This window comes from Micromonospora marincola (genome assembly GCF_056150385.1).
Genome location: NZ_JAXCFT010000020.1, coordinates 12,350 through 28,544, shown reverse-complemented (window position 1 = coordinate 28,544; position 16,195 = coordinate 12,350). Strand labels below are relative to the sequence as shown.

11 protein-coding genes are annotated in these 16,195 nt (G+C 73.3%); 1 reads left to right on the top strand and 10 read right to left on the bottom strand.

The features are described from left to right. Window positions 1-7 precede the first annotated feature (7 nt). Window positions 8-1,561 (top strand): GGDEF domain-containing protein, encoded by a 1,554-nt coding sequence (locus SM450_RS27070; protein ID WP_474622602.1) that lies wholly within the window; start codon window positions 8-10, stop codon window positions 1,559-1,561. A gap of 70 nt (window positions 1,562-1,631) precedes the next feature. On the opposite strand, the gene prfA is transcribed toward SM450_RS27070, so the two are convergent. From prfA to lysA, 10 genes are all read right to left on the bottom strand, one after another. Next, entirely contained in the window at window positions 1,632-2,720 is a 1,089-nt protein-coding gene (prfA, locus tag SM450_RS27065; RefSeq protein ID WP_474622601.1) for a peptide chain release factor 1, read from the bottom strand. A 94-nt stretch (window positions 2,721-2,814) separates the two neighbouring features. Then, window positions 2,815-3,039, bottom strand: a complete 225-nt coding sequence (rpmE, locus tag SM450_RS27060) for a 50S ribosomal protein L31 (RefSeq protein ID WP_073828674.1) — start codon at window positions 3,037-3,039, stop codon at window positions 2,815-2,817. Between the two features lie 265 nt (window positions 3,040-3,304). After that, window positions 3,305-5,485, bottom strand: coding sequence for a transcription termination factor Rho (rho, locus tag SM450_RS27055; RefSeq protein ID WP_474622600.1), 2,181 nt, complete (start codon window positions 5,483-5,485; stop codon window positions 3,305-3,307). Window positions 5,486-5,824: 339 nt separating this feature from the next. Next, entirely contained in the window at window positions 5,825-6,727 is a 903-nt protein-coding gene (thrB, locus tag SM450_RS27050) for a homoserine kinase (protein ID WP_474622599.1), read from the bottom strand. 65 nt (window positions 6,728-6,792) lie between these two features. Beyond that, window positions 6,793-8,025 (bottom strand): MFS transporter, encoded by a 1,233-nt coding sequence (locus SM450_RS27045; protein WP_474622598.1) that lies wholly within the window; start codon window positions 8,023-8,025, stop codon window positions 6,793-6,795. A 9-nt stretch (window positions 8,026-8,034) separates the two neighbouring features. After that, the gene (locus SM450_RS27040; RefSeq protein ID WP_474622597.1) at window positions 8,035-8,883 is read right to left on the bottom strand and encodes a polysaccharide deacetylase family protein; all 849 of its coding nucleotides are present in this window, start codon (window positions 8,881-8,883) and stop codon (window positions 8,035-8,037) included. A 110-nt stretch (window positions 8,884-8,993) separates the two neighbouring features. Continuing rightward, the gene (locus SM450_RS27035) at window positions 8,994-12,230 is read right to left on the bottom strand and encodes an efflux RND transporter permease subunit (protein ID WP_474622596.1); all 3,237 of its coding nucleotides are present in this window, start codon (window positions 12,228-12,230) and stop codon (window positions 8,994-8,996) included. Between the two features lie 100 nt (window positions 12,231-12,330). Further along, window positions 12,331-13,380: a threonine synthase gene (thrC, locus tag SM450_RS27030; RefSeq protein WP_474622595.1), complete on the bottom strand. Its 1,050-nt coding sequence runs from the start codon at window positions 13,378-13,380 to the stop codon at window positions 12,331-12,333. 113 nt (window positions 13,381-13,493) lie between these two features. Then, the gene (locus SM450_RS27025) at window positions 13,494-14,798 is read right to left on the bottom strand and encodes a homoserine dehydrogenase (RefSeq protein ID WP_474622594.1); all 1,305 of its coding nucleotides are present in this window, start codon (window positions 14,796-14,798) and stop codon (window positions 13,494-13,496) included. After that, window positions 14,795-16,195 (bottom strand): diaminopimelate decarboxylase, encoded by a 1,401-nt coding sequence (gene lysA / locus SM450_RS27020; RefSeq protein WP_474622593.1) that lies wholly within the window; start codon window positions 16,193-16,195, stop codon window positions 14,795-14,797. Before lysA ends, SM450_RS27025 begins: the two co-directional genes overlap by 4 nt.

Below are 16,195 nucleotides of genomic sequence, written 5' to 3'. Positions count from 1 at the left end.
GTCGCGAGTGGGCTGGCTCGACCAGGTCGAGGACCAGGTTGACGCCCTCCGAAGCGCGCGGGCGTTGCAGGAGGCCAGCCGTTCCGCCGAGGCGTGCGTCCTGCTCGATCGCGTGATCCGCACCACCAACGACCCGTACGCCCGCGCCGACGCGCTTGTGCAACGCCTGTCCGCGCTGATCAACCTCGGCCGGACCGCCGAGTTCACCCGCGCCATCGAGGACGCCTCCGCCGCCGTACGTGACCTGGCCGAGCCCTACCTGCACGGGCACCTCAACGCGCTGGCCGCGCTCGCCGCCCACCACCAGGGCGCGCTCGACAGGTGCGTCACGCACCTGGTCCGGGCCGCCCGCGCGCTCGGCGCCGACGACGACCCGGACCGGGACACCGCCTGGGGCTGGCACGACCTGGCGATGGCCTACTCGTACCTCAGCTTCCACGGCCACGCGCTCGGCGCAATCGAACGGGCCCGCGAGGTCGGACTGAGCGCGGGCATCCCGGAGGAGACGTTCGCCGCGCCGGGGATCCGGCTGCGCAACGCGGTGGCCCTGGACCACAACGGCGACAGCGACGGCTGCCTGCGGGTGCTGCGCGACGTGGCCGGCGACCTGGCCCGGTTCCTGCGCGGCGGGCGGGCCGGCAACCTACGGCCCAGCAGCCTGGCCGCCTACGGGTACGCCGCCGCCCGGCGGGCCGCGCTCGGCGACCGGGTGGAGTCCGCCGGCGACGCCGACCCGAACCGGCTGCTCGGCCACGGCGGGGACAGCGCCCGCGCCCGTGACCTGCGCCAGCTCGGCCACGTCTGCCTGGCGGTCGCCGCCGGCCGGCCGATCGAGGCGGTCACCCGACTGGACGCGATCCGGGTCTCCGACGAGACGCTCGGCGCCGCCGAGTCACCCCGGCTGCGCAGCATCGCCCTGGCCCGCGCCGGCGACCACGCCGGCGCGCACCGCGCGGACCGGCACGCGTTCCGGCTGGCCGCGCGGCGCAGCGACCGCCTGCGGGACGTCTACATCGACGGCATCGCGGCCCGGATCGACCACGAGGAGATGCGCCGCGAGGCCGCCCGTTACGAGGGCGAGGCGCTCACCGACCCGCTCACCGGGCTGCCCAACCGGCGCCGGCTGGAGCGCTACCTCGGCGCGGTGGTGTCCCGGGGCGAGCGGGTCGTGATCGGCGTCTGCGACCTCGACGGGTTCAAGGCGGTGAACACCCGGCACGGCCACCACTCGGGCGACCTGGTGTTGCAACGCGTGGCCGGCGTGATCAACCGGGTGATGCGACGGGGCGACTTCGTGTCCCGGTACGGCGGGGACGAGTTCGTGGTGGTGCTGCCCGACACCGGCATGTCGGAGGCGGTGGAGGTGGCCCGGCGGATCGAGGCGGCCGTGCGCACGGAGGACTGGGAGTCCCTGGTGCCCGGCACCCCGGTCGGGGTGACCATCGGCTTCGCCGAGGTCGACGGCAGCACCACGGTAAGCGTCCGGGAGGCGCTCGGCACCGCGTTCGAGCTGGCCGACCGGGAGATGCTCCGCGCCAAGGACCGCCTCCGCGCCAGCTGAGGGTGTAAGGAGGGGCCCCCGCTTAACGCCTCCGGTATAGGCGGGGCCCCCGCTTAACACCCCGCACAGCTCAGCGTCGGGCCAGCTCGGTCTCGCCGGCCAGCCGGGCCGCCCGGTCCGCCTCGGCCAGGGCGTCGAGCACCCCGTCCAGCTCACCGGCGAGCGCCAGGTCGAGGTTGTACGCGGTGTAGCCGATCCGGTGGTCGGTGATCCGGTTCTGCGGGAAGTTGTAGGTGCGGATCCGCTCCGACCGGTCCACCGTGCGGACCTGGGCCTTGCGCGCGTCCGAGGCGGCGGCGTCGGCCTGCTCCTGGGCCGCGGCGAGCAACCGGGCGCGCAGGATCCGCATCGCCTGCTCGCGATTCTGGAGCTGGGACTTCTCGTTCTGACAGGACACCACGATGCCGGTCGGCACGTGCGTGATGCGGACCGCCGAGTCGGTGGTGTTCACCGACTGGCCGCCGGGACCGGACGAGCGGAACACGTCGATCCGCAGCTCGTTCGGGTCGATCGTGACGTCCACGTCCTCCGCCTCGGGCAGCACCAGCACGCCGGCCGCGCTGGTGTGGATCCGGCCCTGCGACTCGGTGACCGGGACGCGCTGCACCCGGTGTACGCCGCCCTCCCACTTGAGCCGCGACCAGACGCCGTTGCCGCCGTCGGGCACGCCCTTCGTCTTGATCGCCAGCGAGACGTCCTTCACGCCGCCGAGGTCGGAGTCCTGGGCGTCGATCACCTCGGTGACCCAGCCCCGCCGCTCGGCGTACCTGGTGTACATGCGCAGCAGGTCGGCGGCGAACAACGCCGACTCCTCGCCGCCCTCGCCGGCCTTGATCTCGACGATCACGTCCTTGGCGTCGTGCGGGTCGCGCGGGATCAGCAGCTCGGCGAGGCGCTCCTCCAACGCCGGCAGCGAGGCCGCGATGGTGTCCGCCTCGGCGGCGAACGCCGCGTCCTCGGCGGCGAGTTCGCGGGCGGCGACCAGGTCGGCACGGGCCTGCTCCAGCTCACCGGCCGCCTTGTGCAGCGGGACCAGTTCGGCGTACCGCCGGCCGACCCGCCGGGCGGTGCCCTGGTCGGTGTGGAGGGCCGGATCGGCGAGCCGCTTCTCCAACTCGGCGTACTCGTCGAGGAGTGCGGCCAGGCGCTCACTGCTCATGCTGCGGATGCTCCTTCGGACGACGACGACACCGGCGGAGAACGGACGAACGCCCGTGCCCGGCAGGAGCCGGACACGGGCGTCGTCGGTGGAGCTACTTGGCCTTCTTCGCCTGAACCTTGGCGTACTTCTGCTGGAACTTCGCGACCCGACCGGCGGTGTCCAGCACGCGCTGCTTACCGGTGTAGAACGGGTGGCAGGCGCTGCAGGTCTCGACGCTGATGGCGCCGCCCTTGGCGGTGCTGCGGGTCGTGAACGTGTTGCCGCAGGAGCAACGGACCTCGGTGGTCGCGTACTCCGGGTGGATGTTGGGCTTCATGTCGCCTCGGTCCTTTCGTGGGTGGTCGCCGGGTCGCCGTCGGTGTTCCCGTCGTCACGACGGGCTCGGGCGTGAACCGGAACCGGTGGCCGATTGACAAGTGTGCCATGGGCGTCGGCCGGCCGGCACAGCAGGTCCGCCCGCCACAACGCCCGCCCGTACTCCCGCATTCCCACCCCGTCCCCGCCCACTCCCCCACCCGCTGGCCGGTATGTGACGAGGGGCACGGCCGGCGGCCGTGCCCCTCGTCGTCGAACCTGTCAGCTCACTCGCCCGGGGTGGACTTCGCGATCTGCATCAGGAACTCGATGTTGGTACGGGACTGCTTGAGCCGATCCAGCAGGAGGTCGAGCGCCGCCTGCGAGTCCAGCGAGTGCAGCACCTTGCGGAGCTTGTGGATGATCGCCAGTTCCTCCGGCGCGAGCAGGACCTCCTCCTTGCGGGTGCCGGTGGGGTTGATGTCGATCGCCGGGAAGACACGCTTGTCCGCGATCTTCCGGTCCAGCTTCAGCTCCGCGTTGCCGGTGCCCTTGAACTCCTCGAAGATGACCGTGTCCGCCATCGAACCGGTCTCGACGAGCGCCGTGGCGATGATGGTCAGCGAGCCGCCGTTCTCGATGTTGCGGGCGGCGCCGAGGAAGCGCTTCGGCGGGTAGAGCGCGGTGGAGTCGATACCACCCGACATGATCCGGCCGCTGGCCGGCGCCGCCAGGTTGTACGACCGCCCGAGCCGGGTCACCGAGTCGAGCAGGACGACCACGTCGTGCCCCAGCTCGACCAGCCGCTTCGCCCGCTCGATCGCCAGCTCGGCCACGGTGGTGTGGTCCTGCGGCGGACGGTCGAACGTGGCCGCGATGACCTCGCCCTTGATCGACCGCTGCATGTCGGTGACCTCTTCGGGCCGCTCGTCCACAAGCACCACCATCAGGTGGCACTCCGGGTTGTTACGGGTGATCGCGTTCGCGATCGCCTGCAACACCATCGTCTTACCCGCCTTGGGCGGCGACTGGATGAGCGCCCGCTGACCCTTGCCGATCGGCATCACCAGGTCGATCACCCGGGTGGTCAGGATGTGCGGCTCGGTCTCCAGCCGCAGCCGCTCCTGCGGGTAGAGCGGGGTGAGCTTGTAGAACTCCGGCCGGCGCTTCGCCTCGTCCGGCTCCATGCCGTTGATGGTGTCCAGCCGGACCAGCGGGTTGTACTTGTCGCGCCGCTGCTCGCCGTCCCGGGCCGCCCGCACCGCGCCGGTGATGGCGTCACCGCGGCGCAGGCCGTACTTCTTGATCTGGGACATCGAGACGTACACGTCGTTCGGGCCGGCCAGGTAGCCGGTGGTCCGGACGAAGGCGTAGTTGTCGAGCACATCGATGATGCCGGCGACCGGGACGAGCACGTCGTCCTCGCTCACCTGCGGCTCGCGGCCACCACCGCCACCGCCGTCGCCCTCGCCCCGCTCGCCCCGGCCACGCCGACGGTCCCGGAACCGGCTGCGCCGGCCCCGCCGGCCGCCGCCCTCGTCGTCGTCATCGTCACGGTTGTCACGGTTGTCACGGTTGTCACGGTCGGCGCGCGGACCCCGGTCGTTACGGTCTCCGCGGTCGTTCCGGTCACCACGGTCGTTGCGGTCGTTGCGGTCATTGCGGTCATTGCGGTCGTTACGCTCGGCGCGCTCGCCCCGGTCGTTGCGATCGCCCCGCTCGGCACGGTCCCCCCGGTCGTTGCGGTCACCCCGCTCGCCCCGGTCGTTGCGGTCGCCCCGGTCGTTGCGATCGCCCCGCTCGGCACGCTCGCCCCGGTCGTTGCGGTCGCCACCGCGCTCGGCGCGCTCGCGGCCCCGGCCGTCGTTGCGCTCGCCGCGCTCGGCCCGGTCGGCACCGCCTTCGGCGCGGTCGCCGCCGCGCTCGACGCGGTCACCGCCGCGCTCAGCCCGGTCACCGCCGCGCTCAGCCCGGTCACCGCCGCGCTCGACCCGGTCGCGCTCGACCCGGTCGCCGGTCTCGACGGGAGCCTCCTCGGCCCGCGTCTCGGCTGGTCGCGCCTCGGCGGTCACGGCGGTGGACCGGCTCCGGCGGCCCCGGGTACGGCCCTCGGTCGCCTCGGCGGCCGGCGCCTGCTCGGCGGGACGACGCTCGCCCTCGGCCCGCTCCTGGTGGACCTCGGCGTGCACCTCCTCGCGGGCGGGAGCGGTCGCGGCCGCGACCTCGGCCCGGGGTCGAGGGGTTCCGGCGGCGGCGCCGCCCTGCCGCTCGGTGATCGCACTGATCAGCTCGCCCTTACGCATGCGAGCCGTACCGGAGATGCCGAGCGACGCGGCCAGGCTCTGGAGCTCCGGCAGCAGCATCGCCGACAGGCCGGTGCCGCTACGCCGACGGCGCGTGGGAGCGGCGGTGGTGGCATCGCCAGCGACGTTGGAAACATCCGACGTCACGTCGGTGGTGTCGCTCAATGGATTCCTTCCCTCGATAGGCCGGGGCTGCCCGGAGTCGTGGAACCAGGTGGCCGGGCGGCCTCGGTGCACCCGCCTCGCATGGACGCGTCGCGGGAGTCTGTAACACAGCAGCCGGTCGGTTTCCCGACTCACCAACATCGGTGAGCAGGTCTCGCCGTCTGCGGCGACCTGTGGAAACTGCGGTGCGGCGTGAGCCTTGGGCAGGGGTGACGGGCTGACCGCCGAGAGCTTCGGGGGTGCGCCGAACCGCAGGAAGATCGCATGCTTCGCGGCTGTGCTCGGTCTAGAGCGTAATCAACTCTTCCGACCTGCGGCAACAGGGTCCCGCTCGGCGTGTCAAAGTCTACCCCGGAAAACCCGGGCTCCGCTGACATCTGTCGGCAACTCCCAACGGCGCCAATCTCTTCCCACCTCGAACCCGGCCGGCACGTCGGAGAGCGCCAGCACCGTCGGACCGGCCCCACTGACCACCGCCGCCACACCTGCCCCACGCAGCTCAGCGACCAGTTCGGCGGTGGTGGGCATGCCGGGCGCCCGCTGCTCCTGGTGCAGGCGGTCGACGGTGGCCGGCAGCAACAGCGCCGGGTCGGTGGTCAGCGCGTGCACCAGCAGCGCGGCCCGGCCCGCGTTGGACGCCGCGTCGGCGTGCGGCACGGTGGCCGGCAGGGCGGCCCGGGCCTCCGAGGTCAGTCCCCGCTCCGCCGGCACGAAGACGGTGGGACGGACGGCCGGCGCCACCGGCAACGACACCGCCCGAGCCCCGGTGGGCTCGGTCCAGGCGATCGTGAAGCCGCCGAGCAGGCACGGCGCCACATTGTCGGGATGCCCCTCCAACTCCGCCGCCAGCCGCAGCACGGCGTCGTCGTCAAGCCGTCGCCCACCGTCGACCACGAGCGCGCGGGCCGCCAGCACCCCGGCCACGATCGCCGCCGACGACGAGCCGAGGCCACGGGCCTGCGGGATCCGGTTGACGCACTCCAACGCCAGGCCGGCGGGCTGCATGCCGAGCACGTCGAACGCGGCCCGCATGGCGGTCACGACCAGGTGCCGGTCGTCCGCCGGCAGCTCACCGGCGCCCTCGCCGGTGACCACCACCCGTACGCCGCCGTCGGTGACCTCGGCCGTCACGTCGTCGTGACGGCCGAGGGCCAGCCCGAGCGCGTCGAAGCCGGGGCCGAGATTGGCGCTTGTCGCGGGCACCCGGACCCGGACCGGGCCGGAGGCGAAAGTCGTCGGCACCGGCTCATGCTAGGGCCTGACCCCGACATCACCCGCCGGACCGCCCGCAGCGTGGGACCGGTCGGTCAGCCGGCCCGGTCCGGGGCCGGGTCGGTGAGCGAGAGGCGCCGGGTGGCGAACCGCCAACCGATCGCGTAGACCACCGTGACGAGGCCGCAGCCGGCCAGCACGGTGCGCTCGTCCACCCGGTCCACCACGAGCGCCACCACCAGTTGGCTGACCGCGATGGCAAGCGTCGCCAGCATCATGTCGGTGGCGAAGACCCGACCGCGCAACCGGTCCGGCACCTCGCCCTGGAGCGCGTAGTTGGACAGCACCCAGTTGCTGCCGCCACCCAGGTGGGCCAGGAACACCAGAACCAGCACCAGCGGGAACCAGGACACCACCGAGGCGCCGAGGTAGGCCAGGCCGTACAGGGACATGGACAGCGCCAGGCCGGTGAGCAGCCAGGCCCGGTTGCTGAGCACCCGCCGCATCAGGATCGGGCCGACGAGCGCCCCGGCCCCCCGGGCGGCGAACAGCAGGCCGGCCCCGGCCGGGCCGACCCCGTACACGGCGGCGAGCAGCGGGAACACGGTAAGCACGCCGTTGCCCAGGCCGACCGCCGACTTCACCGTCACGAGCGCGAGCACACGCGGCCGGTGGGCAATGTAGCCGAGCGCCTCCCGGATCGCCGCCCCGGCGCGCGGCGCCGTCGCCGCCGGATCCCGGAGCGCCTGGAGGGGGCGGCGGATCAGCGCGGCCAGCACCGCCGCCCCGGCCAGGCCCACGGCGGCCACCCAGAAGCTGGCGTACGGGCCGGACGCGGCGCTCAGGATGCCGCCGAGCGAGGCGCCGACCACGGTCATCGTGCCCCAGGCCGAGCCGGCGACCGCGTTTGCCGCCGCCAGGTCCGCCGGATCGACCACATTGGGCAGGGCGGCCTGGGCGGCGGGCGAGTAGAACGCCTTCGCCACCGCCACGATCGCGATCGACACCAACGCCAGCCACGCCGTGCCGGAGCTCCGGACGCCGAGCAACAGCAGGATGCCGGCGAGCGCGGCCACATTTGCCACCATCATGACCCGGCGGCGGTCGAACCGGTCGGCCACGGTGCCGGCGTACGGAAGCAGCAGCGCGGTGGTGCCGGTGTCCACGGCCAGCACCAGCGCTCCCCAGACCCCGCTGCCGGTCAGGGCCGGCAGGAGCACCAGCAACGGCACCATGACGAACCAGTCGGCGCCGAAGACCACCAGCTCGGCGAGGAACAGGTGCCGGAAGTCGCGGTTGCGGACGAGGACCGAGAGGGTGGGTGACACGCCGGCACCCTATCGGGCCGCCCCCGGGGGCGGCCCGCGGCGCAGCAGGTCGGAGACCGTGACGAAACTGTAGCCCTGGGCGCGCAAACCGGCGATCATGTCGGGCAGGCCACGGAGCGCGACCAGCCGTTTCTCGTCGCCGACGTCGTGGCCGAGCAGGATGGTGCCGGGCCGCACGTCGGCGACGATCCGCCGGGCGTGTCCGGCCGGGTCGTGCGGGAACTCGCCCTCGACCATCTGCAGCGTCCAGAGCACCACCCGGTAGTCCAGTTGGGCCGCCGCGTACAGCACCGCCCCGCCCAGGTGCCCCCAGGGCGGACGGAGCAGCCGGGGCGCCACCCCGGTGGCCGCGGTGATCGCGTCGTGGCTGCGGCGCAGGTCGTCGTGCACGGCGGCGGCGTCCATCCGGGCGAGATCGTGGTGCGCCCAGCTGTGGTTGCCCACCTCGTGCCCACCCATTCGGCCCCGCACCAGCGCGGCGTGCCGGCGGGCCCGCTCACCGACCAGGAAGAAGGTGGCCGGCACCCGGTGCTCGGCCAACGTGTCCAACACCATCGGCGTCCACTGTGGCCGGGGACCGTCGTCGAACGTCAGCGCCACAAGCGGCGTGCTGGTCCGGACGCCCCAGACCACCTGCACCCCGCCGCCGCCGACCTCCTGGCGACGGCTGCCGAGGGTGGCGCTGGCCGGGCCGCCGGCCAGCGGGAGCCGGCGGTCGGCCACCCGGGTGCTCTCCAGCATGGCGGCCGAGCCCAGTGCGGCGCCGCCGAGCAGCAGCGCGGACCGGCGCAGCAGCGTCCGTCGACCCCATCGGCCCGCGCCGTCCACCATCGCGCCCCCGCACCCCCGAGTAGGCACCAGCTCACCGAGCGTACCGCCCGGGTGCGGCTCGGCGTGGCCCCGTGCAGGGGGAGGTGTTAAGAGGGGGCCCCGCCTATACCGAAGGCGTTAAGCGGGGGCCCCTCCTTTCACTCGGTCGGGGGGAGGGGGGACTGGCGGCTCTTCGGCAGGCGGAGCACCTCGAACTGGTCCGTACCGTCGATCAACGCCCCGGACGGGCGGGCCGGCGGCGCGGGCGGCTCGACCCGGCCGCCCCCGCCACCGACGGTCACCGGCTCCGGCGCCGGGGCCTCGACCGGCTCGACGGGTTCCGGACCGCCCCGACGGCGGTCCCGGCGGTCCCGCAGCGAACCCTTGGTGTGCTCCACCATGGTGTAGAGCGTCGGCACCAGCACCAGCGTCAACAGCGTTGAGCTGAGCAGGCCGCCGATCACCACGACGGCAAGCGGCTTGGAGATGAAGCCGCCCTCGCCGGTCAGCCCGAACGCCATCGGCAGCAGCGCGAACACGGTAGCCACCGCGGTCATCAGGATCGGCCGCAGCCGGCGTCGACCACCCTCGACCACGGCCTCGGTGACGCCCATGCCCCGCGCCCGGTACTGGTTGATCAGGTCGAGCAGCACGATCGCGTTCGTCACCACGATGCCGACGAGCATGAGCACGCCGATCAGCGCCGGCACGCCGAGCGGCGTCCCGGTGGCCAGCAGCAGCGCGATCGCCCCGGTCGCCGCGAACGGCACCGAGACCAGCAGGATCAGCGCCTGGGTCAGGCTGCGGAACGTGGCCACCATGATCAGGAAGACGATCGCGATGGCGGCCAGCACCGCCAGGCCGAGGTCCGCGAACGCGTCCGCCTGGTCGGCGCTCACCCCGCCGATCACGAACGTGGCGCCCGGCACGTCAAGCGCGTCCAGCTTCTTCTGCAGCTCCTGCGTGGTCGCCCCGAGGTTCGAGCCGGCGGCCGTGCCGGTCACCGAGACGCTGCGCTCACCGTCGATCCGGGTCACCTGCTGCGGGCCGTCGACCTGGTTGACGTCGGCGATCGCGTCCAACGGCACCGCGCCCACCCGCAGCGCCCGCAGCTCGTCCACGCTCACCGGCGGCCGGGCCCCGGTGCTGAGCACCACGTTCTGCGCCGTGCCGTCGAGCGTGACCTGGCCGAGCGGCGCCCCCCGGTACGTCTGCGCGACGAGCTGCCCCACGGCCGCCTCGGTGAGACCCGCGCGGGCCGCGGCGACCCGGTCCACGGTCACCTCGACCCGGGGCACCCGGGTGGCGAGGCTTGTGGTGACGTCCTCGACGCCGGCGGTGCCGGCCATGGCGGCCCGCACCTGCTCCGCCGCCCGGGTCAGCGTCTCCTGGTCGGCGGCCTGCACCACCACCTCGACCTGGTTGGCGGAGGCGTTCTGCCCGCCGCCGAAGGTCAGCTCGCCGACGTCCGGGCCGAGCCCGTCGAACTCCTTGCGCAGCACCTGTCGCACGGCGGCGGCGTCGGTGTCGTCGGAGAGCGCCAGCGACCAGGATGCCTGGTCGCTGCCGCCACCGGCCCACGGGTTGTCCCCACCACCGGCGCTGACCTGGTAGGTCTCCACGCCCGGCGTACGCCGCAGCACCTCCTCGACCCGGGCGGCGGCCCGGTCGGTGCCGGCGAGCCCGGTGCCGGCCGGCATCTCCTGCTGGATCGCCAGCGTGTCCTGGCCAGAGTCGTCCAGGAAGTTGGTCTCCAACTTCTGGGCCAGGCCGAACGTGCCCAGGAGCACCAGCAGGCCGAGCGCCACGGTGGCCCACCGGCTCTTCCGGGACCGGGTGGCGAAGCCGATCACCGGCAGGTACGCCCGCTGGAGCGGGCTGCGCAGCTCCTTCTCCTCGGCGGCCCGGTGGGCGGCCTCGTCGTCCGCGCCGCGACCCGGCCGGAGGAACCAGTAGGCAAGCACCGGGATCACCGTCAGCGACACCAGCAGCGAGGCGAGCAGGGCCACCGTCACGGTGATCGCGAACGGCGCGAAGAGCTGCCCGACGAAGCCGCCCACCAGGGCGATCGGCGCGAACACGGCAACCGTGGTGAGCGTGGACGCGGTCACCGCGCCGGCCACCTCACGGACCGCGGTGAGGATCGCCTCCCGCTTCGGCTCGCCGTATTCCAGGTGCCGCTTGATGTTCTCCAACACTACGATGGAGTCGTCGACCACCCGGCCGACCGCGATCGTCAACGCGCCCAACGTGAGCAGGTTCAGCGAGTAGTCGCCGGCCCAGAGCACGATCAGCGCGACAAGCACCGACAGCGGGATGGAGACGGCGGTGACCACGGTGGACCTGATCGAGAGAAGGAAGACCAGGATCACCACCACCGCCATCAGCAGGCCGAGCAGGCCCTCGGTGGTGAGGCTCTCGATGGACCGCTCGACGAACGGGGCCTGGTCGAAGACCACGGTCAGGTCCGCGCCGGAGGCGGCCTCCAACTCGTCCAGCCGGTCGCGGATGTCGTGCGAGATGCCTACCGCGTTGCCGTCCGGGCTCGCGGTGACCGCGATACCGAGGCTCGGCTTGCCATTGGTGCGGGTGAACGACGTCGCCGGGGCGAGCTGCTGCTCCACCCGGGCCACGTCGCCGAGGCGTACCGGGGTCGCGGGCGCGGTGGTGAGCACGATGCCGCGCAGGTCGTCCAGGGTGCGGATCGGCGTGCCGACCTGCACCGGCAGCGAACGGTCGCCGTCGGCGAGCGCGCCGGCCGGCACCGCCACCCCGTTGGTCTTCAACGCCGCCGCGATCGCCGGCGGCGCCACCCGGGCGGCGGCCAGCTTCGCCGGGTCCGGCGTGATCGTGACCACCTGGTCCCGCGCGCCTGTGACGTCCACCGAGCGGACCCCGTCCAGCCCTTCCAGCTCCGGTACGACTGTGGCGCGCAGCTTCTCCGCGAGCGCCCGCTCGTCACCGTCGCCGGTCGCGGCGACCACCACGGCGGGCAGGTCGTCCGTGCTGCCGGCGATCACCTGCGGGTCGACGCCCTCGGGGAGCTGGGTCCGGTTGAGCGCGGTCTCCATCTTGTTGACCACGTCGCCCAGGTCGGTGCCGAACTCGTACTGCACCTGGACGGTGGCCGCGCCCTCACGGGAGGTGGAGGTGACCTTCTCCAGCCCCGGGATGCCCTGGAGGCTGTTCTCGATCGGCTCGGCGACCTGCGACTCGACGATCTCCGGCGCCGCGCCCGGGTACGGCGCCACGATGAACGCGGCGGGGAACTCCAGCGACGGCAGTAGCTGCTGTTTCAGCGAGGGCACGGCGAACGCCCCGAACGCCGCGGTCACCAACGCGATCAGGGCGATCAGGCCCCGGTTGGCAAGACTGAATCTGGCGAGCAGCGACATGGGCGTTACTCACTCCTGAAGAGGGGTCCGAAGGGTGTGCTCAGAGTCTGCCGCACGCGATCGCGCTCCCGGCACGCGCCCCAGGCACGCCCGGCGGGGCTCAGGCCAGGTCGAGCGAGCGGGCGGCGGCGAGGGCGTCGTTGGCGATGGTCACCGGCGCCGGAGCCGTCGAGATGGCCCATTCCGGGTCCTTCAGGCCGTGCCCGGTGACCGTGCACACCACCCGGGACCCCGCCGGCACCCGGCCGGCGGCGGCCTGCTGGAGCAGACCGGCCACGCTTGCCGCGCTGCCCAGCTCGACGAAGACCCCCACCTCGCGGGCCAGCAGCCGGTAGGCGGCGAGGATCTCCCGGTCGGTGACCGCCGAGATCAACCCGTCCGACGCGTCCCGCGCGTCGACGGCCTTGGTCCAGCTCGCCGGGTTGCCGATCCGGATGGCGGTGGCGATGGTCGACGGCTCGGGCACCACCTGGCCGGTGACGATCGGGGCCGCGCCGGCCGCCTGGAAGCCGTACATCCGGGGGGTCTTCGTGGCGTTGCCGTCGCGCAGGTCCTCGGAGTAGCCCATCCAGTAGGCGGAGATGTTGCCGGCGTTGCCGACCGGCAGGCAGTGGATGTCGGGTGCGTCGCCGAGCGCCTCGACGATCTCGAAGGCGGCCGTCTTCTGCCCGTGCAGCCGGTAGATGTTCACGGAGTTGACGAGCGCGACCGGGTAGTCCTGGGCGAGCTTCCCGGCCAGCGCCAGGCAGTCGTCGAAGTTGCCCTGCACCTGGAGCAGCTTCGCGCCGTGCACAAGCGCCTGGGCCAGCTTGCCCAGCGCGATCTTGCCCTGCGGCACCAGCACCGCGCAGGTGATGCCGGCGCGGGCGGCGTACGCGGCGGCCGAGGCGCTCGTGTTGCCGGTGGAGGCGCAGATGATCGCCTTGTCGCCGCCCTCGACGGCCTTGGAGACGGCGACGGTCATGCCCCGGTCCTTGAACGAGCCGGTCGGGTTCGCCCCCTCGACCTTGAGCCACACGTCCGCGCCGACCCGGGCGGAGAGCACCGGCGCCGGCAGCAGCGGCGTGTTCCCCTCGTGCAGGGTGACGACGGGGGTGGCGTCGGTGATCGGCAGCCGGTCCCGGTACGCCTCGATCAGCCCTCGCCACATGTCGCGCTCCTCGCCTCCGTCGCCCCGGTCGCGGGGTCTGCCAACAGCGTGGACCAGCCTTCCCGACCGGCCACCGGTACACCCTGCCCTAACCATCAGGCGGGACGCCGTGGTTACGCGCCGCCCTCGACCCGCAGCACGCTCGTGACCGAGCGGACGGTGTCCAGCCCGCGCAACTCTCGCACGGTGGTGGCGAGCGCGGCGTCCGGCGCGACGTGGGTGACGATGACCAGCTCGGCGTCGCCGCCGGCCGGCCCCTGCCGCACGGTGGCGATGGAGACCTCGTGCCTGGCGAACACCCCCGCCACCGCCGCCAGCACGCCCGGCCGGTCGGCCACGTCGAGGCTGATGTGGTAGCGGGTGAGCGCCTCCCCCATCGGCCGCACCGACAGGTCCGCGTACGCCGACTCGCTTGCCTGGCGCACCCCGGCGAGGCGGTTGCGGGCGACCGCCACCACGTCGCCGAGGACCGCGCTGGCGGTGGGCGCGCCGCCCGCGCCCCGGCCGTAGAACATGAGCTGCCCGGCGGCGTCGGCCTCGACGAAGACCGCGTTGAACGCGTCACCCACCCGGGCCAGCGGATGACTGAGCGGGATCATCGCGGGGTGCACCCGGACGTTCACCGTCTCGCGGCCGGCCGCGTCGACGCCCCGGGCGGCGATGCAGAGCAGCTTGATCGTGCAGCCCATCGCCTTGGCGCTCGCGACGTCCGCCGCGGTCACCTCGGTGATGCCCTCGCGGTGCACGTCGTCGGCGGTGACCCGGGTGTGGAACGCCAGCGAGGCGAGGATGGCGGCCTTGGCGGCGGCGTCGAAGCCCTCCACGTCGGCAGTCGGGTCGGCTTCCGCGTACCCCAGCTCGGTGGCCTCCTCGAGCGCCTCGGCGAAGCCGGCGCCGGTGGCGTCCATGGCGGAGAGGATGAAGTTGGTGGTGCCGTTCACGATGCCGGTGACCCGGGTGATCCGGTCGCCGTGCAGCGACTCGCGCAGCGGGCGCAGCAGCGGGATGGCCCCGGCGACGCTCGCCTCGTAGTAGAGGTCGGCGCCGCCCTCGGCGGCGGCGTCGTGCAGCGTGGCGCCGTCCTCGGCGAGCAGCGCCTTGTTGGCGGTGACCACGCTCTTGCCCGCGCGCAGCGCCTCGACCAGCCAGCCGCGGGCCGGCTCGATGCCGCCGACCACCTCCACCACCACGTCCACGTCGTCCCGCTTGATCAGCCCCAGCGGGTCGGTGGTGAACAGGCTGGGGTCGACAGGCAGGTCGCCGCGGTCCCGGCCGAGCCGGCGTACGGCGATGCCGGCGATCTCCAGCGGGGCGCCGATCCGGGCGGCGAGGTCGGCCGACTGCTCGTGCAGCAGGCGTACCACGTCGCTGCCGACCGTGCCGCAGCCGAGCAACGCCAAGCGAACAGGTGAGGTCATCCGACATCCAATGCGAGCAGGTCGTCTTCCGTCTCCCGGCGCACGATCACCCGGGCTTGTCCGTCCCGCACGGCGATCACCGGGGGACGCGGCACATGGTTGTAGTTGCTGGCCATGCTCCGGCAGTAGGCCCCGGTGCCGGGCACCGCGACAAGATCTCCGGGCTGCACGTCGGCGGGCAGGAATTCATCCTTCACCACGATGTCCCCGGACTCACAGTGCTTTCCCACCACCCGGGCGAGCATCGGCGCCGCGGCCGACGCGCGGTTGGCCACGGTGGCCGAGTAGGAGGCGTCGTAGAGCGCGGTGCGGATGTTGTCGCTCATCCCGCCGTCGACGCTGACGTAGGCGCGACCGCCGGCGGCGTCGCCCAGCATCACGCACTTGACGGTCCCGACCTGGTAGAGCGTGAACACGGCCGGGCCGACGACGGCCCGCCCCGGTTCGACGGAGAGGTGCGGCACGGCCAGGTTCTCCGCCGCGCACTCCCCGTCGACGATCTTGCGGAGCCGCTTGGCCAGGTCGTGCGGCGAGGCCGGGTCGTCCTGCGTGGTGTACGCGATGCCGAAGCCGCCGCCCAGGTCCAGCTCGGGCAGCTCCACGCCGCGGGCGTCGCGGATCTGCGCCTGGAGGGCGAGCACCCGGCGGGCGGAGACCTCGAAGCCGCTGGCGTCGAAGATCTGCGAGCCGATGTGCGAGTGCAGCCCGCGCAGCTCCAGCACGTCCTCGTCGAGGATCCGGAAGGCCGCCGCCGCGGCGGCGCCACCGGCAAGCGAGAAGCCGAACTTCTGGTCCTCGTGCGCGGTGGCGATGAACTCGTGGGTGTGCGCCTCCACGCCGACGGTGACCCGCAGCAGCACCCGGGGGCGCACGCCGCGCTCCCGGGCCAGCGCGCTGAGCCGGTCGATCTCGGTGGACGAGTCGACGATGATCCGCCCGACCCCGGCGTCCACCGCCCGGGTCAGCTCCGCCACCGACTTGTTGTTGCCGTGGAAGCCGATCCGCGCCGGGTCCATCCCGGCGGAGAGCGCGGTGGCCAGCTCACCGCCGGTGCAGACGTCGAGGAACATGCCCTCCTCGGCGATCATCCGCACCACCGCGCGGCAGAGGAACGCCTTGCCGGCGTAGTAGACGTCCGCGTCCGGGAAGGCGGCCCGGAACTCGCGGCAGCGTTCGCGCAGGTCGTCCTCGTCCAGCACGTACGCCGCGGTGCCGAACTCGGCGGCCAGGTCGCGGACGTCCAGGCCGGCGACGGTGAGCGCGCCGGCCGGGCCGCGCGCCACGTGGCGCGGCCAGAGCGCCGGCACCAGGGCGTTGACGTCGGCCGGGGTACGCAGCCACCCCGGCCCGCGGTTGCCGATCTCCCCGTGCAGGGCACCTGCCTCATGCGCTCGCAC

What these genes read in the sequence shown, in the direction of transcription:
- SM450_RS27025 (WP_474622594.1), bottom strand. Translation starts at nt 14,798, where the DNA reads ATGACCTCACCTGTTCGCTTGGCGTTGCTCGGCTGCGGCACGGTCGGC.
- thrC (WP_474622595.1), bottom strand. Translation starts at nt 13,380, where the DNA reads ATGTGGCGAGGGCTGATCGAGGCGTACCGGGACCGGCTGCCGATCACC.
- rpmE (WP_073828674.1), bottom strand. Translation starts at nt 3,039, where the DNA reads ATGAAGCCCAACATCCACCCGGAGTACGCGACCACCGAGGTCCGTTGC.
- prfA (WP_474622601.1), bottom strand. Translation starts at nt 2,720, where the DNA reads ATGAGCAGTGAGCGCCTGGCCGCACTCCTCGACGAGTACGCCGAGTTG.
- SM450_RS27035 (WP_474622596.1), bottom strand. Translation starts at nt 12,230, where the DNA reads ATGTCGCTGCTCGCCAGATTCAGTCTTGCCAACCGGGGCCTGATCGCC.